General features: G+C 59.6%; 14 protein-coding genes and 4 pseudogenes. 5 read left to right on the forward strand and 13 right to left on the reverse strand.

The window, feature by feature from the left end; translation table 11 throughout:
* From nuoF to ACEPAJ_RS20875, 5 genes are read right to left on the reverse strand one after another with little or no spacing between them, the layout of a single operon-like run.
* Complete coding sequence (gene nuoF, locus ACEPAJ_RS20855) at positions 1 to 1,350, reverse strand: NADH-quinone oxidoreductase subunit NuoF (RefSeq protein ID WP_425917613.1); 1,350 nt, start codon at positions 1,348 to 1,350, stop codon at positions 1 to 3.
* Positions 1,347 to 1,859, reverse strand: a complete 513-nt coding sequence (gene nuoE / locus ACEPAJ_RS20860; protein ID WP_425917615.1) for an NADH-quinone oxidoreductase subunit NuoE — start codon at positions 1,857 to 1,859, stop codon at positions 1,347 to 1,349. Before nuoE ends, nuoF begins: the two co-directional genes overlap by 4 nt.
* Position 1,860: 1 nt before the next feature.
* A complete protein-coding gene (gene nuoC, locus ACEPAJ_RS20865; protein ID WP_425917617.1) occupies positions 1,861 to 3,642 on the reverse strand; it encodes an NADH-quinone oxidoreductase subunit C/D in 1,782 nt (593 codons plus the stop codon).
* A 56-nt stretch (positions 3,643 to 3,698) separates the two neighbouring features.
* Positions 3,699 to 4,376: a NuoB/complex I 20 kDa subunit family protein gene (locus ACEPAJ_RS20870; RefSeq protein ID WP_274087011.1), complete on the reverse strand. Its 678-nt coding sequence runs from the start codon at positions 4,374 to 4,376 to the stop codon at positions 3,699 to 3,701.
* Between the two features lie 10 nt (positions 4,377 to 4,386).
* Entirely contained in the window at positions 4,387 to 4,800 is a 414-nt protein-coding gene (locus tag ACEPAJ_RS20875) for an NADH-quinone oxidoreductase subunit A (RefSeq protein ID WP_090379694.1), read from the reverse strand.
* A gap of 267 nt (positions 4,801 to 5,067) precedes the next feature.
* Between ACEPAJ_RS20875 and ACEPAJ_RS20880 the strand changes: the two genes are divergently transcribed.
* The 3 genes from ACEPAJ_RS20880 (at position 5,068) to ACEPAJ_RS20890 (ending at position 9,575) form a co-directional block, all read left to right on the forward strand.
* Complete coding sequence (locus ACEPAJ_RS20880) at positions 5,068 to 5,994, forward strand: LysR substrate-binding domain-containing protein (protein ID WP_425917620.1); 927 nt, start codon at positions 5,068 to 5,070, stop codon at positions 5,992 to 5,994.
* A gap of 8 nt (positions 5,995 to 6,002) precedes the next feature.
* Positions 6,003 to 8,078, forward strand: a complete 2,076-nt coding sequence (recG, locus tag ACEPAJ_RS20885; RefSeq protein WP_425917622.1) for an ATP-dependent DNA helicase RecG — start codon at positions 6,003 to 6,005, stop codon at positions 8,076 to 8,078.
* Positions 8,079 to 8,168: 90 nt separating this feature from the next.
* Positions 8,169 to 9,575 carry an HDOD domain-containing protein gene (locus ACEPAJ_RS20890; RefSeq protein ID WP_425917624.1) on the forward strand — a complete coding sequence of 469 codons (1,407 nt, stop codon included), beginning with the start codon at positions 8,169 to 8,171 and terminating at the stop codon, positions 9,573 to 9,575.
* A 54-nt stretch (positions 9,576 to 9,629) separates the two neighbouring features.
* On the opposite strand, the gene ACEPAJ_RS20895 is transcribed toward ACEPAJ_RS20890, so the two are convergent.
* Positions 9,630 to 10,364 carry a hypothetical protein gene (locus tag ACEPAJ_RS20895; RefSeq protein WP_425917626.1) on the reverse strand — a complete coding sequence of 245 codons (735 nt, stop codon included), beginning with the start codon at positions 10,362 to 10,364 and terminating at the stop codon, positions 9,630 to 9,632.
* Positions 10,365 to 10,443: 79 nt separating this feature from the next.
* Positions 10,444 to 10,836: a helicase gene (locus ACEPAJ_RS20900; RefSeq protein WP_425917628.1), complete on the reverse strand. Its 393-nt coding sequence runs from the start codon at positions 10,834 to 10,836 to the stop codon at positions 10,444 to 10,446.
* Between the two features lie 373 nt (positions 10,837 to 11,209).
* Between ACEPAJ_RS20900 and ACEPAJ_RS20905 the strand changes: the two genes are divergently transcribed.
* Positions 11,210 to 11,953, forward strand: a complete 744-nt coding sequence (locus ACEPAJ_RS20905) for a response regulator transcription factor (protein WP_274087005.1) — start codon at positions 11,210 to 11,212, stop codon at positions 11,951 to 11,953.
* A gap of 709 nt (positions 11,954 to 12,662) precedes the next feature.
* Here ACEPAJ_RS20905 and ACEPAJ_RS20910 read toward each other — a convergent pair.
* From ACEPAJ_RS20910 to istA, 6 genes and pseudogenes are all read right to left on the reverse strand, one after another.
* Positions 12,663 to 14,063 carry a DEAD/DEAH box helicase gene (locus tag ACEPAJ_RS20910; RefSeq protein ID WP_339732979.1) on the reverse strand — a complete coding sequence of 467 codons (1,401 nt, stop codon included), beginning with the start codon at positions 14,061 to 14,063 and terminating at the stop codon, positions 12,663 to 12,665.
* Positions 14,060 to 14,323 (reverse strand): annotated as a pseudogene (locus tag ACEPAJ_RS20915) (hypothetical protein); the annotation flags it as partial. The pseudogene ACEPAJ_RS20915 and the gene ACEPAJ_RS20910, both read right to left, overlap by 4 nt.
* Before the next feature lie 195 nt (positions 14,324 to 14,518).
* Complete coding sequence (gene istB, locus ACEPAJ_RS20920; RefSeq protein ID WP_003459721.1) at positions 14,519 to 15,322, reverse strand: IS21-like element ISPst3 family helper ATPase IstB; 804 nt, start codon at positions 15,320 to 15,322, stop codon at positions 14,519 to 14,521.
* A pseudogene (locus ACEPAJ_RS20925) lies at positions 15,315 to 16,205 on the reverse strand (Mu transposase domain-containing protein); the annotation flags it as partial. The gene istB (ACEPAJ_RS20920) and the pseudogene ACEPAJ_RS20925, both read right to left, overlap by 8 nt.
* A 30-nt stretch (positions 16,206 to 16,235) precedes the next feature.
* Positions 16,236 to 17,788, reverse strand: a protein-coding gene (locus ACEPAJ_RS20930) for an IS3 family transposase (RefSeq protein ID WP_236299687.1) whose coding sequence is annotated in 2 segments (ribosomal slippage) — positions 16,236 to 17,326 and positions 17,326 to 17,788 — 1,554 coding nt in all. Because the reading frame shifts where the segments join, the coding sequence is not laid out codon by codon here.
* A gap of 63 nt (positions 17,789 to 17,851) precedes the next feature.
* Positions 17,852 to 18,484 (reverse strand): annotated as a pseudogene (gene istA, locus ACEPAJ_RS20935) (IS21 family transposase); the annotation flags it as partial.
* Positions 18,485 to 18,584: 100 nt separating this feature from the next.
* Between istA and istB (ACEPAJ_RS20940) the strand changes: the two are divergent.
* Positions 18,585 to 19,103, forward strand: a pseudogene (gene istB, locus ACEPAJ_RS20940) (IS21-like element helper ATPase IstB); the annotation flags it as partial.
* Positions 19,104 to 19,118 lie beyond the last annotated feature (15 nt).

Below are 19,118 nucleotides of genomic sequence, written 5' to 3' on the forward strand. Positions count from 1 at the left end.
TTACGCGGGGACGAATTGCCCCGTCGTTGCCGGAGCCGCCGAGCTGGCCACGCCAGCCTCGAACTCCGAACGGAAATACTTGATCGCGCTGCCCAGCGGCTCAACCGCACCCGGTGCATGGGCGCAGAAGGTTTTGCCGGGGCCAAGGAAGTTGACCAGACCGAGCAGCGTGTCGATGTCCTGCTGCGTGCCTTGCTTGCGCTCCAGGGCACGCAGAATCTTCACGCTCCACGGCAGGCCGTCACGGCACGGGGTGCACCAGCCGCAGGATTCACGCGAAAAGAACTCTTCCATATTGCGCAGCAGCGAAACCATGCTGACGCTGTCGTCCACCGCCAATGCCAGGCCGGTGCCCATGCGCGTACCGACCTTGCCGATACCGCCGGCATACATCAGCGCATCGAGGTGCTCGGGCAGCAGAAAGCCGGTGCCGGCACCGCCGGGTTGCCAGCACTTGAGGGTGTAGCCATCGCGCATGCCGCCGGCATAGTCTTCGAAGAGCTCCCGGGCGCTGATGCCAAAGGGCAGCTCCCACAGGCCGGGGTTCTTCACCTTGCCGGAGAAGCCCATCAGCTTCGTGCCGTGGTCTTCACTTTCCGGGCGGGCCAGGCTCTTGTACCAATCCACACCATTGCCAACGATGGCCGGCACGTTGCACAGGGTCTCGACGTTGTTTACGCAGGTCGGCTTGCCCCATACGCCGACGGCGGCCGGGAACGGCGGCTTGGCACGCGGGTTGGCGCGGCGGCCTTCAAGGGAGTTGATCAGCGCAGTTTCTTCACCGCAGATATAACGGCCGGCGCCGGTGTGGACGAACAGCTCGAAATCGAAACCGCTGCCGAGGATGTTCTTGCCCAGCAGGCCGGCGGCCTTGGCTTCCTCGATAGCGCGATTCAGATTCGCCGCCGCATCGACGTACTCGCCGCGCAGGAAGATATAGCCGCGATAGGCCTTGAGCGCGCGCGCAGAAATCAGCATGCCTTCTACCAGCAGGTGTGGCAGCTGCTCCATCAGCATGCGGTCTTTCCAGGTGTTGGGCTCCATTTCATCCGCGTTGCACAGCAGGTAGCGGATGTTCATCGACTCGTCGGCGGGCATCAGGCCCCACTTCACCCCAGTGGGGAAGCCCGCACCACCGCGACCCTTGAGGCCGGCGTCTTTCACCGTTTGCACGATATCGGCCTGGGCCATTTCGCTCAGCGCTTTGCGCGCAGCGGCGTAGCCGTTCTTCTGCTGGTACTCCTCCAGCCACACCGGCTGGCCGTCGTCACGCAGGCGCCAGGTCAGCGGGTGAGTTTCTTCACTGCGGGCGATGGTGTTAGCCGGCCCCATGGACGTCAGCGTAGTCATGCGTAAGCCTCCAGCAGTTTGGCGACGCCGTCGGCCTGCAGATTGCCAAAGGTGTCATCGTCGATCATCACCGCTGGCGCCTTGTCGCAGTTGCCTAGGCAGCAGACTGGCAGCAGGGTAAAGCGGCCGTCTGCACTGGTTTGGCCGAGGCCAATACCCAGTTGTTGCTGAATGCTCTCGACAATCGACTCATGGCCGCCGATATAGCAGGTCATGCTGTCGCACACGCGGATGATGTGCCGCCCCACCGGCTGGCGGAAGATCTGACTATAGAAGGTGGCCACACCTTCGACGTCGCTGGCCGGGATGCCGAGGATCTCGCCGATAGCATCCGCCGCGCCGTCCGGCACCCAACCACGGGCTTTCTGCACAATTTTCAACGCTTCGATCGACGCCGCGCGCGGGTCTTCGTAGTGATGCATTTCATGCTCGATGGCCGAGCGCTCGGTTTCGCTCAGGGCAAAACGGTCAGTCTGAATAAGTGTGCTGCTGTTGGTTGTCTGGGTCATATCAGCGGTCCACGTCAGCCATAACGAAGTCGATACTGCCCAGATACGCGATCAGGTCAGCCACCATGCTGCCGCGAATCACCGAAGGGATCTGCTGCAGGTGCGGGAAGCTTGGCGTACGAATGCGCGTGCGGTAGCTCATGGTGCTACCGTCGCTGGTCAGGTAATAACTGTTGATGCCCTTGGTCGCCTCGATCATCTGGAAGCTCTCGTTGGCCGGCATCACCGGGCCCCAGGAAACCTGCAGGAAGTGGGTGATCAGGGTTTCAATGTGCTGCAGCGTGCGCTCTTTCGGCGGCGGCGTGGTCAGCGGATGATCCGCCTTGTATGGGCCAGCCGGCATGTTGCGCAGGCACTGGTCGATGATTTTGATGCTCTGACGCATCTCCTCCACTCGCACCATGCAACGGTCATAGGCATCGCCATTGACCGCCAGCGGCACTTCGAACTCGAAGTTTTCGTAACCGGAATACGGCCGCGCTTTGCGCAGGTCAAAATCACAGCCGGTGGCACGCAATCCGGCACCGGTGGTGCCCCACTCCAGCGCTTCTTTGGTGTTGTACTGCGCCACACCGATGGTCCGCGCCTTGAGAATGCTGTTCTTCAGCGCGGCTTTCTCGTACTCGTCGAGGCGCTTGGGCAGCCAGTCGACGAATTCCTTGACCAGACGATCCCAGCCGCGCGGCAGGTCGTGAGCGACGCCGCCGATGCGATACCACGCCGGGTGCAGACGGAAGCCGGTAATGGCCTCGATCACCTTATAAGCGCGCTGGCGGTCGGTGAAGGTGAAAAACACCGGCGTCATCGCACCGACGTCTTGAATATAAGTACCGAGGAACAGCAGGTGGCTGGTGATGCGGAAGAACTCGGCCATCATGATGCGAATCACGTCGACTCGCTGCGGCACGGTGATGCCCGCGAGCTTTTCCACGGCCAATACGTACGGCAGGTTGTTCATCACCCCACCGAGGTAATCGATGCGGTCGGTGTAGGGAATAAAGCTGTGCCAGCTCTGCCGTTCGGCCATCTTCTCGGCGCCACGGTGGTGGTAGCCGATCTCCGGTACGCAATCGACGATCTCTTCACCATCGAGCTGCAAAATGATGCGGAACGCACCGTGGGCCGATGGGTGATTCGGGCCAAGGTTGAGGAACATGTAGTCCTCGTGCTCGCCGCCGCGTTTCATGCCCCAGTCTTCCGGCTTGAAGCGCGCCGCTTCTTCTTCGTGCTGCTGTTTGGCCAGGGTCAGGCTAAACGGGTCGAACTCGGTTGCGCGCGCCGGGTAATCCTTGCGCAGCGGGTGACCTTCCCAAGTCGGCGGCATCATGATCCGGGTCAGGTGCGGGTGACCGGTGAAATGGATGCCGTAGAGGTCCCAGACTTCGCGCTCATACCAGTTGGCGTTGGGCCAGATGCTGGTGACGCTGGGCATATTCAGGTCACGCTCACTGAGCGCCACCTTGAGCATGATGTCGCTGTTCCGCTCCAGCGACATCAGGTGGTAGAACACGGTGAAATCCGCACCGGGCAAGCCACGGCGCTGGGTGCGCAGGCGCTCATCGACGCCATGCAGGTCATACAGCATGACGTAAGGGCGTGGCAGGTGGCGCAGGAAGGTCAGGATTTCGACCAGCCGCTCGCGGGCCACCCACAATACCGGCATGCCGGTACGAGTGCTTTGCGCGGTAAAGGCGTCAGCGCCAAAACGGGAATTCAGTTCGACGACCACATCTTGGTCATCAGGCTTGTACGGCGGTATGGACAGAATGCTGTCTGCAGTCATGGTCTCGGTCGCTATCGGTCAACGGCGTCAGTAGGCGGGCTCAAGCGAGCCCAGGCTTACACTTCGTCGGGGCTGCGCAGATTGGTTACGGCGATGCGCTCGGCGCGACGCTGCTCTTTCTGCGAAGGCATGTCGGCACGGTAAACACCTTGATCGCCAACCACCCAGGACAACGGCCGGCGCTCCTGGCCAATGGATTCCTGCAACAGCATCAAGCCTTGCAGAAATGCCTCAGGACGCGGTGGGCAGCCGGGGATATAGACGTCGACCGGCAGAAACTTGTCGACACCCTGGACCACCGAGTAGATGTCGTACATGCCGCCAGAGTTGGCGCACGAACCCATGGAGATCACCCACTTGGGTTCCAGCATCTGTTCATACAGACGCTGGATGACCGGCGCCATCTTGATAAAGCAGGTGCCGGCAATGACCATAAAGTCTGCCTGGCGCGGGGAGGCTCGAATCACTTCCGCACCAAAACGCGCAACGTCATGCGGCGCGGTAAAGGCGGTGGTCATTTCCACATAGCAGCAGGACAGGCCAAAGTTATAGGGCCATAGGGAGTTCTTGCGCCCCCAGTTCACTGCGCCATTAAGAACATCCGAGAGCTTGCCCATGTAGATGTTCTTGTGGACTTGATCGTCTAGCAGCGGGTCGGAAACAGTCTCCCGCTCGCCGACCGGATAGCGCTCATTGGGCGCATCCGGATCGATCCGAGTAAGTTTGTATTGCATTGCCAAAGCCTCATTGTTTTAGCTTCGCCTGCCGCTCGCGACGTCCCTGAGGTGCCCAATCGAGCGCCCCGATCCGCCAAAGGTAGACAAGACCTGCCAACAGAATTGCTATAAAGACTGTAGCTTCGATTAGCCCAGCCCAGCCGCTTTCGCGCACCGAGACGGCCCAAGCAAAGAGAAAGAGGGCTTCAACATCGAAGATCACGAAGAGCATCGCGACCAGATAAAATTTAGCTGACAGGCGCAGGCGCGCGCTGCCTACGGGCAACATACCGGACTCAAAAGGTTCGTTCTTGCTGCGCCCCCAGGCTTTACTTCCCAGCAGGCTGGACAGGCCGAGCATAAAGGCGATAAGCCCGAATACTCCGAGCAAAAACACAGCAAAAGCCCAGTTATGGGACATGGTCGTTACCGCATCAGGCATGCCGGTACTCCTTGGGTAAAGGGACGGCTTGTATGGTTTTATTGAGGCGCGTGCAAAACCCAACTGGGGGCGCCGACAAAGTATGGCCGCAATTCTATGCGCACAACACATTAGTAACTAATTATTTTTTGTCTACAAAGCGACATTAACTTGTAGACAATTACCCAAACCATTCTAACCCCTCAGCCACAGCCATGGAACCGGATCAACAGTTGGTTCCATTGAAGACAGCCGCTATGCTTGGCTGCATCTCAATGGATAAAGACTATGACCCTCACCGAACTGCGCTACATAGTCACCCTCGCTCAAGAGCAGCACTTCGGCCGCGCGGCCGAACGTTGCCATGTCAGCCAGCCGACACTGTCGGTCGGGGTGAAGAAACTCGAAGATGAACTGGGTGTGCTGATCTTCGAGCGCAGCAAGAGCGCAGTGCGCCTGACGCCAGTCGGGGAAGGCATCGTCACCCAGGCGCAGAAAGTGCTGGAGCAGGCTCAGGGCATCCGTGAGCTGGCCCAAGCCGGTAAAAACCAGATGGCTGCGCCGCTGAAAATCGGCGCGATCTACACCGTCGGCCCTTACCTGTTCCCGCATCTGATTCCACAACTGCACCGCGTCGCACCCGAGATGCCGCTGTATATCGAGGAAAACTTCACCCACGTGCTGCGCGACAAGCTGCGCAATGGTGAGCTGGACGCGATCATCATCGCCCTGCCCTTCCACGAAGCCGATGTGCTGACCAAGCCACTGTATGACGAGCCGTTCTACGCCCTACTGCCGGCCGGCCACCCCTGGGCTGAGCTGAAGACAATCGACAGCAAGCTACTGAATGACAAGAGCCTGTTGCTGCTCGGCGAAGGCCACTGCTTCCGCGATCAGGTGCTGGAAGCCTGCCCGACCCTGCGCAAGGGTGGCGAAGACAGCGCCAAGCACACCACGGTGGAATCCAGCTCACTGGAAACCATCCGCCATATGGTCGCCTCGGGCCTTGGCGTATCGATCCTGCCGTTCTCCGCAGTCGACAGCCACCATTACGCTCCCGGCGTGATTGAAGTGCGCCCGCTCAGCCCGCCCGCACCATTCCGCACCGTAGCCATCGCCTGGCGCGCCAGCTTCCCACGCCCGAATGCCATCGAAGTGCTGACCGACTCGATCCGCCTCTGTTCGGTGGCCAAACCACTGCCCAAGAGCAGCTAAGGCAGGCCATGACCGAGCTGGCGGCGGTTTCTGTCACAGCGCTGAAAGGCGTGGGTGCGGCCCTGGCCGAAAAGCTCGCCAAGGTCGGCCTGGAAACCCTGCAGGATGTGCTGTTCCACCTGCCGCTGCGCTACCAGGACCGTACCCGTATTGTGCCGATTGGCGCCCTGCGCCCCGGTCAGGACGCGGTGGTTGAAGGCATAGTTGCTGGCGCAGATGTGGTCATGGGTCGCCGCCGCAGTCTGCTGGTGCGCCTGCAGGACGGCAGCGGCACCCTCTCCTTGCGCTTCTACCATTTCAGCCAGGCGCAGAAAGAAGGCCTCAAGCGCGGCACCCAGGTGCGTTGCTACGGCGAAGTACGACCCGGCTCCTCCGGGCTGGAGATTTACCACCCGGAATACCGCGCGCTATCCGGCAGCGAGCCGATTGCCGTCGAGCAGACCCTGACACCGATCTACCCGACCACCGAAGGCCTGACCCAGCAGCGCCTGCGCCAGCTCAGCGAACAGGCCCTGGCGCGCCTCGGCCCACACAGCCTGCCGGATTGGCTGCCGCGCGAACTGGCTGACGATTACCAGCTCAGCCCACTGGACCAGGCCATTCGCTACCTGCATCGCCCCCCACCGGATGCCGACTTGGAAGAACTCGCCGAAGGCCGTCACTGGGCGCAACACCGCCTGGCCTTCGAGGAATTACTGACCCATCAACTGTCACTGCAACGCCTGCGCGAAAGCGTGCGTGCACAGCAGGCACCGGCACTGCCCCTGGCGCAAAACCTGCCGCAGCAATACCTGGCCAACCTGGGCTTCACGCCCACCGGTGCGCAACAGCGAGTCGGCGCGGAAATCGCCTACGACCTCAGCCAGAACGAGCCCATGCTGCGCCTGGTGCAGGGCGATGTAGGTGCCGGCAAAACTGTGGTCGCCGCCTTCGCCGCCCTGCAAGCGCTGGAAGCGGGTTATCAGGTGGCACTGATGGCGCCTACCGAGATTCTTGCCGAGCAGCACTTTATCAACTTCAGCAAATGGCTGGCGCCGCTGGGCCTGGAGGTTGCTTGGCTGGCCGGCAAACTCAAGGGCAAGGCCCGCGCCAGCGCTTTGGAGCAGATCGCTGGCGGCGCGCCTATGGTGGTCGGCACCCACGCGCTGTTTCAGGATGAAGTGCAGTTCCAAAAGCTCGCCCTGGTGATCATTGATGAACAGCACCGCTTCGGCGTGCAGCAGCGCCTGGCCCTGCGCCAAAAAGGTATCGGCGGGCGCATGTGCCCGCACCAGCTGATCATGACCGCCACGCCCATCCCGCGAACCCTGGCGATGAGCGCCTACGCCGACCTCGACACTTCAATCCTCGACGAACTGCCGCCCGGCCGGACCCCGGTCAATACCCTGGTGATCGCCGACAGCCGCCGCCTGGAAGTGGTCGAACGCGTGCGCCTGGCCTGTAATGAAGGCCGCCAGGCTTACTGGGTGTGTACGCTGATCGAGGAATCCGAAGAACTGACCTGCCAAGCCGCCGAAACCACCTTCGCAGATCTGACCGCCGCGCTCGGCGGGCTGAATGTCGGGCTGATCCACGGGCGGATGAAACCGGCGGAAAAAGCCGCAGTGATGGACCAGTTCAAACAGGGGCAGCTGCAGCTGCTGGTCGCCACCACGGTGATCGAGGTGGGCGTCGACGTACCGAATGCCAGTCTGATGATCATCGAAAACCCTGAGCGTCTGGGCCTGGCGCAGCTGCACCAACTGCGTGGGCGGGTCGGCCGTGGCAGCGCCGCCAGCCATTGCTTGCTGCTCTATCACGCACCGTTGTCACAATTGGGTCGCCAGCGCCTAGCGATCATGCGCGAGACCTGCGATGGCTTCGTCATCGCCGAAAAAGACCTGGAGTTACGCGGCCCCGGCGAGATGCTCGGCACCCGCCAAACCGGCCTGCTGCAGTTCAAGGTGGCAGACCTGATGCGCGATGCCGACCTGCTGCCCGCCGTGCGCGACGCCGCACAAGCACTGCTGGAACACTGGCCGCAGCATGTCAGCCCGCTACTTGAGCGCTGGCTACGGCACGGCCAACAATACGGGCAAGTGTGACCCAGCGCACAAGACAACTGCTACCTGTGCCGCATTTTCGCCAGTCGGCTGTTTATACTCGCCTTAATGCCGCCTCTGCCGGAAACCGCCATGACTGAACTTGCCCTTGCCCCCGAAACTGCTCCGCACCCGCCTGCGGTGATTCTGCAATTGCTGGATAAGCTTGGCCTGCCGTACCGCATCTGCCACGACCAGCCGAGCCTACCGAGCGCGCAACGCTTGCAGGCGGTGCTGCTCGACGATGCCGTGGGTGCGCTGCTGGTGCTCTATCCACAAAATCAGCTGCTCGATCTCAACCGTCTGACCGAACTCACCGGGCGCCAGCTGGTGGCGGTTAAACCGGATCGCCTGGAGCGCATGCTCGGCAAGCACAACCTGAAAACGCTACCCGGCCTGCCGCCGCTGACCAGCTCGCCGTGCCTGTATGACGAGCGCCTGCTAGACGTCCCCAGCCTGTATATCGCCTCAGGCCAGCCCGGGGTTCTTCTCGAACTCGCCAGCGACACGTTCAAGAGCCTGCTGAGCAAGGCCAGCGCCGCACGCTTCGGCGAGCCGCTGAGTAATATTCACCTGAACCTCGACCGCCCGGACGACGACCGTGCGGAAATCACCCAGGCGGTCCAGGCGTTTACCGCCCGGCGGATCCAGCAACGGCTGGAAGAAACCATCGAGATTCCACCGTTGCCGGAAACCGCGCAGAAGATCATCAAGCTGCGCGTCGACCCGGACGCCACCGTCGATGACATCACCGGCGTGGTCGAAACCGACCCGGCACTGGCCGCTCAGGTGGTCAGCTGGGCAGCCTCGCCCTACTACGCCGCACCCGGCAAAATCCGTTCGGTGGAAGACGCCATCGTCCGCGTGCTGGGCTTTGACCTGGTGATCAACCTGGCCCTGGGCCTGGCCCTGGGTAAAACCCTCAGCCTGCCCAAAGACCAGCCACAACACGCTACGCCCTACTGGCAACAGGCGATTTATAGCGCTGCCGTAATCGAAGGCCTAACCCGCGCCATCCCTCGCGCGCAACGCCCGGAAGCAGGCCTGAGCTACCTCGCCGGCCTGCTGCATAATTTCGGCTACCTGGTCTTGGCGCATGTGTTCCCGCCACATTTTTCGCTGATCTGTCGCCACCTGGAGGTCAACCCGCACCTGTCGCACAGCTATATCGAGCAACATCTGCTGGGTATCAGCCGCGAGCAAATCGGCGCCTGGCTGATGCGCTACTGGGACATGCCGGAAGAGCTGGTCAGTGCCCTGCGCTTCCAGCACGACCCGGAGTACACCGGCGCACATGCGGCCTATCCAAACCTGGTGTGCCTGTCGGTCAGCCTGCTGCGCAACCGCGGCATCGGCGCCGGCCCGCAGAGCGAGATCCCGCAAAGTCTGTTCGATAATTTGGGGATCAGCCGTGAAAAAGCCGAAGACGCGGTGAGCAAGGTGCTGGCCGCCGAAGTCGCGCTGCGCGAACTGGCGGCGCAATTTCATCCCGCGCACTAAAGCGGCAGAAAACACAAAGGGGCCTACGGGCCCCTTTTCCGTTTCAGTCGAGGACTACTTTTTCAGCTGCGCACGTCGTGCGGCGAACAGCTCAGGCAATATCTGCGCGCTGCTATCAAGCAACTGCGCTACGGCGGGCTGCTCATATAACGCCGCATATTCAGCCAGTTGCTCGCTGGGCATCTGCCGGTAGGCGTAGAGCATAAAAGACCCCACAGCTTCGGCACTGGAGGCGCGCAGCGCGTCTTGCTGAGTCTTGGTCTGAGTGCTCAGGGCTTTTTCGTCGATACTTTCGCCACGGCCTTGCAAGGCCAGAAACGCCTGGGTCTTACCGGCTTCATAGCGCAACAGGGTGGCCAGGGCGGTGGTGTGTGCGGCAGCATCCAGACGCCGTACCAGAGCCATGCGTTCCTCGCGCGGCGGACGCTCGCCCAGTTGTTTGCGATAGGCCGCCAGGCCTTCTGCACCGCCCTCCCCGACAGAACGCTCGGCGGCGGTAAAACCCTGCGCCAGTGGGCTTTCGAGTAGGTTCTTAGCCTGTTGCAACTGGGCTTGTTCGAGCTTATCGGCCAGGCGCTTGGCCAGGTCCAAGCACAGCCCATCAGCGGCAAACACCTTGGCCAACTGCGCGTGCTGTTTATCCGGCAGACCGCGCTGCACCAGCGGCGCAGCCTGTTCGCAGAGCAAACGGATACCGGCCAGCTCAAATACCGCTGCAAAGGCTGCAGTTTTCTGGGGCGCGGCGTGGGCAAGGGAGGAAAACAACAGGGCGATCAGCAACAAACGCATGGGCAAGCTCTCATTATGGCTACGCCCAGCCTAGCGAAAGGCATGCGCGGCGGCCAGTGCCGACGCGCACAGCTGCGGATCAGGCAGTTTTTTTGGCGGCGTCTTTCTTCTTCGGCATCAGGTATTTGGTCAAGCCCTGGAACCAGATCACCAGCGCCGGGTTGCCCTGGATCTGGATGTCCTTGTTCTGAATACCCTGCATAAAGGCCAGCTGCTTGTTTTTCGCGCTCATGGTGGCGAAACCATAAGCCGCATCCTTGAAGCCGAGGGCGAATGCTGGCTCGCTGACAGGGCCACGCTTGCTGGTGATGCGCTGATCTTTAACGATGAAGTGACGGGCTACTTTGCCGTCCAGGGTGTGCAGCTGGAAGACCATGTCGCGGTCAACCAATTGCTGTTGGAACGCCGGGTTTTCACGGCTGGCCTTAGCCATCAGGCGGCCCAGCATCCACAGAAGAAAACGGAATTTCATGCGCGAGGCCTCGCAAAGAGTCAGGAAAAGGCGGCGCATTGTAGCGGTTTGTCGCAGGGACTACATCTGGCCGCAAGAAGGGCGTGAGCACGCGGGCTTGGGCGCAGTCGTCCGGGGCCGATGGCCCCGGGTTCGAGGTCTCAGTTAACCGCGTCTTTCAATAACCCGCAGAAAACCGTTTCAAAATTCACGTTTTGCAATTTATTTATTCATAATCATGCACTTACAATGTATAAATCCATGCTACTGCGCTAATCGTTTCAATTCAACCCCTCAGCCCCCTAGATTCGTTGCGGAGGGATCAGGATCGCCGTGATTTTGAAACAGCGACCGCTCGGTGACTCCCCCAACACGATCTATGAGCTGCCAGAAAATGATACGTTTTGATAAATCGGTGCCTCCAAAGCTGCTTGTAATACACGAACATCCCGTCCTCCGCGCCCAGGCTCGCAAGCATCTGGAGTCATCCGGATACACGGTGGTTGAAGCAGGTAGCTGTAGAGAGGCTATCGCAATCATGCATACCTGCACCTTCGCAGGAATAATTGTCGATAACGATATGGCTGATTATGAGGCTGCATCTCCACTTTCCGCTCGGAGCGCTACTGGAAACTCTAATATCCCGTGCATAGTACTTGCAACAACTCGGGTTATTCGAAAGCCGGATAAAGATTTCAACACAGCCTTAGATGATTACTTGTATAAGCCTTTCAAACCTAGCGCTCTAGCCAAGCATGTACATCAATTAATAAAGACCTCTGTTGAGATCGAGCATTTAAGGCTTGTATGCCCCGCAGCCTACGCATTGGCAGGGACAACAGGAATTAACCTCACAAAATTCAACCTTCCTTTTAAACAGATGATTGTGCTTCATGCTCTTGTCAGCAACTCACCTCGCGTTGTGAGCAAAGCATGTTTCGTAGACGTTCTATATTCACACAAGAGCCCGCCAATAAATCCTTATAATGCGGTAGAGTCCTTAGTTTTTCATTTACGTAAAAGACTACGCGCCGAAGAATCAAATGTGAGTATAAAATCTGTTCGAGGCGTTGGGTATAGAGCTTCCATTAACCAAATACAGAATTCGATAAAAAATGTTAATTTTCTGAAGCTCTAAAAATCCAGCCTCTACGAAATATCGGGATTGAAAGCCGCGTCTTTACCGGATTTACTTTATCAAATTAAACGTTTAAAACATCCTAGTACACCTATCACCGACTATGGGTGCCGGACTTGGTGATGAAGGTATTTCTTCGAATTTAACGATGACTTGTTCGTTACTTAATACGCTGAGGGCAGGAAGTGCTTAGACGGTTCTTCTGACCGGGATGCCCTTCTCAATGAGGTGAAGGCTGTCAAACTGCCCATGATCGTTATGAACGATGACGACCCTAACGACCGGGCGTGTCCATATTGCCTGGGTGAGCGCCCTCGGCCAAGAAGCCAACAGGCTCATTTTCCCGTCCTTTAGTCGCCGCAACGCGGAACATATTGTGCTGCCACTCTGGCGTGGGCGTCATCAAGCGTACCGCTTCGTCTGAGAGCTTAGCTATCAAGGCATACTTGTGGGTCTTTCTCTTTTGCATCAGGTTAATCCTCGGCATATGTGCGCGCGTAAACATCTACCAAGCCTCGCAATCGGTACATGCACCCGATCGAAGCAACACGCGCAACAGCGCTGCAACCGTCGCAGATCCGTTTATCAGTCATGCCTCAACGTCTGAGTCCTAACATCAATGCCCACGCCCCCTAATTTCTTAGTCGATGACATGGTCAACCACACACTCGCAACTCCCACTTCACCTGACCCATTAGGCGTCAACACTTCAAAAACAAGCCAACAACTGCTGCCTGTAATGCTGGGAAAAACTCACCTGATGACTTGGCTCGACTGAAAAGCCCTCTAGTGAAATGGTGCTCGTAGCTCCAGCCCCAATAGCCTGCTCTTTGCCACATCCAATACTGTTATCTAGATTATTGATATTGTCCGCAGCCTCGATCGAGCTCGGCGTTGAGCCTGAAGTGGAAGCTGGCATCTGTACCTCGTTTAGTACCGCCAAGTCCTCCGGCAAGTCATCCGCAATTCTCTCAGCCAAACACTGCAGCGTCGGCTCCGCCAACATGAACAGCCAAGCTTGATCATCGGACTCACCTGTACGCCTAAGCACTCGCCCAAGCACTTGCCGGTAATGCAACTCGGTGCGAATGCGGCTGAGATAGCAGCACACCTGAAGCCGGGGGATGTCCGTTCCTTCGCTGATCATTCCGACAGCGACAATCCAGGGAGAGGCGCTCTGCCTAAAGGCATTGATCACCTGCTGCGCATCCGGGATTTTGTTGGTCACAATGCAGCAAACCCCACCCCTGGACTCCAGAGCCTGGGCAATTTGCTGAGCGTGCTCAATGTCAGTGGCAACAACCAAACCGGCAGCATTCGGCTTGATTTGGCGAAGCTCATTGAGCTTGTTACAGCCAAGATCGAGTAGCTGATTGATCACGTCGTCATGGCGCAGCAATTCTTCGTAGGTGACAGGCGATTCCCCCAAGAGTTTGGCAATGCTGGGAAACATCCTGACTGTACTCTCAGGACCCATTTCCTCGGTCAGTTTTACCTTCTGATTGTCGAGCAAGACAATACGAGGAGAACGGCATACCGCATCGGCAATGGCCTCTTTCAGTCCGTATCGGTAGTCACAGATCAAGTGCCCTTCTGGCGTCGAGTACCGGGCCAAGACAATAGCCCGGTCATCTGAGCGCCATGGCGTACCGGAGAGCGCCAAGGTGAAGGCTGCGCGGTCTTGTATCCGATGCAATATCTGCTGCCCCCAGGCGTTGCTGAGAAGCGGATCATGGCCAGCGCAATGGTGAATCTCATCGAAGACCACAAGCACACGGTAATCATCAAGAAGCTGCCAGAACCCCTCATCTCGGTGCTCCATGGCCTGGTAGGTAAACGCCGTTCCCACAGCGCCTATCTGGCCATCCAGCCGCCTGCCAAGTACCTCTGCAAAGGTTGAGCGGAAGCCATCGACAACCTGGCAGGATGGCGCGAAGCACATCACCAGATCGATTTTGTCCTGCTTAAGCAACCTACTAGCTAACTCTGCCGCCATGCGTGTCTTCCCAGCTCCCGGCGTCGCCTGGCAGAAGAAGTGCGGTGTAGTGGCAAAGTGCTCCAATGCCGTGTCGATGCAGCTGAGTTGCCAGTCTCGTAGCGATCTGGTCATCGTGCAGCAAGCGTCTTGAGGGTCTTTTCGATGGCCCGAAGATGTCCGAGTAGACGTGAACTGCGATCCCTGGCCTCCAGGTACTCGTCTTCGACCTTATCCCGCAAATGCGGCATGTCTTCTAGGAGCAGCTTGAATCGCTCCGCCTCTCCCATTGAAGACAGGAAGTCCAAGCGGATTTCTTTGTGGAGCGCTTCCAGATGCTGATCCGCACTGGCTGACGACTCAAGCGGGACAGCCTCAACTTGAAACACTACAGATTGTTGGCGCTGATGGAAAATTGACCCACCCTGCCGATTGAAATTTGACCCAGGGCGGATTGCTGATTTTGTTACCAGCAACTGTGGATAAGTCTACCAGCGCAGCTGCTGTTGCCCCCACTCCTTCGCTAGCCCAGTTCAGTTGTTTAAGACCTGCCACATGCAGCCATGTAGCAGGCCGTCGTCGCCATGAAATCAGAACGGCTCATCGTCCTCCGGTTCTTGGCCGCCCTTACGCTTTCGCTCCCGTGATTTGATCTTGGCCTGGGCCGCCAAGCTACTGTGTTGCAGTCGATAGGACTCGTTACCGGTTTCGACGATGTGGCAGTGGTGGGTCAGCCGATCCAGCAGGGCGGTGGTCATCTTGGCGTCGCCGAACACGCTCGACCATTCGGCGAAGCTCAGGTTGGTGGTGATCACCACGCTGGTGTGTTCGTACAGCTTGGACAGCAGGTGAAACAGCAACGCACCGCCAGCCTGGCTGAACGGCAGATAACCCAGTTCGTCGAGGATGACCAGATCCATGCGCAGCAGTGCCTGGGCGATCCGCCCGGCTTTGCCGTCGTGTTTTTCGCGCTCCAGCAGATTGACCAGATCGACCGTGGAGTAGAAGCGCACGCGCTTACCGTGCCGGGTGATGCCGGACACGGCCAGCGCGGTGGCTAGGTGGGTTTTACCGGTGCCTGGCCCACCGATCAGCACCACGTTCTGCGCGGTGTCGGTAAAGCTCAGATTGGCCAGCTCGCTGATCAAGCGAGCGTCGGCGCTGGAGGCGCTGAAGTCGAAGCCGGCCAGATCGCGGTGCATCGGCAGCTTGGCCATGTTCATCTGGTGGCTCACCGAGCGCATGGCGCGATCTGTGTGCTCTTGTTCCAGCAGGTGTTCGAGCAGCCACTTGGACGAGGCTGTGTTCGACTCACCCTGTGCAGTTAACTCCGCCCAGGCCGTGGCCATGCCGTGCAGGCGCAGCTCCTTGAGTTCCGCCATCAAATCACGCATGACCGACCTCCTCGGCCTGGCCACGCAGGCGGTCGTAGCGCGCCGTGTTAGCGACGGGGGCTTCCTTGAGCGACAAGTGGGTTTCGACGCTGGGTGGTGGTTCGGATGCTGTCAGCCGTGCCACGACATTGAGGATGTGTTCGGCGCTCAGGCTGCCGCTCTCCAGTACCAGCTCAACGGCTACCAGCACGGCATCGAGTCCGGCGACCGGTACGGCAGCCAGGACTTGCGCCATGATCCGGTCACCGCCGGCATGACGCCCCAGACCGTGCTTAAGCTGACGCAGCGGCGCTGGCAGATCAGTAAAGGGCGCTCCGTTGCGCAGCGCGCCGGGCTTGCGCTCAATCAGCGGGATGTAGTGCTGCCAGTCGTAGCTGACCTGTTCGCGATCCAGCAAGCGCGCATGGCTGGCAATCAGCGCATCATCGGCCACCACCTCGATGCGGGTCGGATACAAACGGCTGCTGACCCACTTACCCGCGTACTCACACGGCACCGAGTAACGGTTGCGCCCGACGCTGACCAGGCAGGTGCTGGAGACCCGCGCAGGCCGCTCGACGTAACCGTCGAATGGCGCTGGCACAGGCATCAGTTCGGCGCGCTCCAACTCCAGTACCTCGGCCACACTGAGCCCGCTGTATTGAGGGTGCGTCAGCTCGTTCCAAAGCGCGCGGCAGCGCTGGCCCAGCCAGGCATTGAGTTCCTCGAAGGAGTGAAACTGGCAGTCCTGGGCGTCTAGCCAGATACGCCTGCGGCTGTCTTGCACGTTCTTTTCAACGATGCCCTTTTCCCAACCAGCGGCGACGTTGCAGAAGTCCGGATCGAACAGGTAATGCGCGCACATCACCGCAAAGCGCGCATTCACCGCCCGGCCTCGGCGTTTTGCAAGGTAGTTGTCGCGTCAGCCGTGTTTTTAAGCTGCTATTTTCAGTGCCGGCTGCTCCCTTTCCGGGTTGAGTGTGACGGTGCCGATTGGTTGCCAATTTCGCGTTGCACCTGACCAGCGATGCGGGTGTTTAAAACGGGCTTGCTGATACAGCACATGACGCTTGGCCAGCACCTCTTGATCCTCTCCACGATGGCGCTGCGCCGGGGTCACGAAGCGGATGCGGCTGTGGCGGTGCTCATGGTTGTACCAGCGGATAAAGTCGCGCACCCAGCTGCGTGCTGCGTCCAAATCGGCAAAGCCATCCTGCGGCCATTGCGGGCAGTATTTCAGGGTTCTAAACAGCGATTCTGAGTAGGGATTGTCGTTGCTCACCCGCGGTCGTCCGCGCGAGGGGGTGATGCCCAGATCGTACAACTTGCTCAGCAGTGTCACCGATTTCATCGGCGCGCCGTTGTCCGAGTGCAGCACCAAGGGTTGGCCCACGCAGCGCTCGCCGAGCACGGTACGCTGCATCAGTTCGGCCGCACGCTCGCCGCTTTCTTGCTCGTAAACCTCCCAGCCCACGGCCTTGCGGCTGTAGATGTCCTCGATCAAATACAGGTAGTAATACTGCCCGCGCACCGGCGATTGCAGATAGGTGATGTCCCATGACCAGACCTGGTTACTCTTCGTTGCACTGTGCGTGGTCGGCGCGGCGTGCCTCTGCGGCGCATGGCTGCGGCCGCGTTGGTGCTGCTGATCGGCGGCCTTGAGGACACGGTAAAAGGTGGCCTCTGAGGCCAGGTAACGGCCTTGGTCGGCCAGCCTTGGCACGATCTGGCTCGGCGGCAAGCTGGCGAATGGCGGGCTGTTGCACACCTCCAGAATGGCGCGGCGCTCATCAGGACTCAGGGCGTTGAGCGGCCGTGGACGTAGCGTGGTCGTGCGCTCATCGGCCTGTATAACAGGCATCAGCGCCCAGCGTTGCAGGCTGCGCAGCGACAGGCCAATCTCTGCGCAGGCCACCGCCTTGCGCGCGCCAGAGGCGACGGCATGGTTAAAGCGTTCAACGAGTTGTTGCCGTTCTGGCAGCGAGGTCAAACGTCCTCGCTGTCGTTTCCCCAGAAGGCATTCATCTTTTTTCTCAGTACCAATATGGCGGCGGTTTCCGCCAGCGCCTTGTCCTTGCGCCGCAACTCGCGCTCCAGTTCGGTAATGCGTTTCTTGTCGGCCCGTGCTTGATCTCGCTCTGCCTTGAGCTGCGCTTTGGCGGACATCTGGCCCGTGATGCAGGCTTGGCGCCACGCGCTGATTTGCTCGGGGTACAAGCCCTTGCTGCGGCAGTATTCGCTGAGCTCGATCTCGCTCAAGGCAGCGGCATGTAGCACAGCCGCAAACTTAGCTTCGGCCGGCCAGTCATCGGCGTTGTTCTTGTCTCCGGGCACTACCGCGCCTCCTGCTTTGAGCTTTGTGCGCCAAGCATACAGGGTGGCTTGGGAGATGCCTTCTTGGCGCGACAACTCGGCCACGGACATGTTTTGCGGCGGCAGTAATTTACGGATAAGGGCCGCTTTACGCTCAGGTGAATAGCTCGACATTACAGCTCTCTTTGACGCCCCCGATCTATCGTTTTGATAAATCAGCTCAGGCGACAACTAGCCTGACACCGGGGGGCCTTTGCCCTTATTGACCTTGTCGACGGCGGTCTTCATGTTGTCGTAGATGCCCCGGCGCGGCACGCCGCCCAAGGAGCCGAACGAGCGTGTATGGGCGTCAAATAACATCTCATGGCCCTGGCTCGGATACGCCACAAGCCAGAACGCACGGCTGGCACACAGCTTCAGATGTGCCACCTGCATACGCCGGTAAATGCCGCCGACCAGCAAGCCTTCCTCGCTCCAGTCAAACTGAAACGCCTCGCCAAGAGCAAAGGTCAGCGGCACAAAGGCCTGCGACGCCTTGCCCTGTCCCCCTCGCCAGGCACGGATAAACGCGGTGAGCTGGCTGTAGCCACCGTCATAACCTTCGGCTTTGATTTGCGCCAACAGCGCCTTGGCACTGCGCCGCTGTTGCTTGGGCCGCAGCGAATCGGCTTTTAGCGCCTGCTCCAGCGTGGCGTGAAAAGGGCTGAGTTTGTTGAAGATCGCGCGGCGTTGGTAGACCGGCGGCTTGGCCTCAGGTGCTCTGACCCACTTGCGAATCGTGTTGCGCGCCAACCCGGTGCGCTTGGCTATCTCATGCAGCGACAGCTTGTCGCGGAAATACATCCGGCGGATTTTGCCCATCATTTCCATACTGATCACCCTGTGTTCTCCTGCTCAAAAATTGAGCAGAAGCAGTTGAACACCTGGGTCAGTTTTCAGTCGGCAGAACAGCCTCTACTGGGTCAGTTTTCGGTCAGCGGCAACAGCGCTGATCCTCCAGCTGAGCAGCGGTCAGTGGTTACGCGACGGACTCAACCTGATCATCAACGGGCCCACCGGCGTGGGTAAAACCTGGCTGGCCTGCGCCCTGGCACACCAGGCCTGCCGAGAGGGTTACAGCGTGCGTTACCTGCGCTTGCCGCGCCTGTTGGAAGAGTTGGGCCTAGCCCATGGCGACGGGCGCTTCGCCAAGCTGATGAGCGGCTATGCCAAGACCGACCTGCTGATCCTTGATGACTGGGGCCTGGCCCCGTTCACCGCCGAACAGCGCCGCGACATGCTGGAGCTACTGGACGACCGCTACGGCCAGCGCTCGACCCTCGTGACCAGCCAAATGCCCGTGGACAACTGGCACGAACTGATCGGCGATCCAACCCTGGCCGATGCCATCCTCGACCGCCTGGTGCACAACGCCTACCGGATCAACCTCAAGGGCGAGTCGATGAGAAAGCGGGTGAAGAAATTGACGGCGCCGGGCGCCTCAGACTAACAATGCAACCCCTGC

This window comes from Pseudomonas sp. GWSMS-1 (genome assembly GCF_049847425.1).
Taxonomy (GTDB): Bacteria; Pseudomonadota; Gammaproteobacteria; order Pseudomonadales; family Pseudomonadaceae; genus Aquipseudomonas.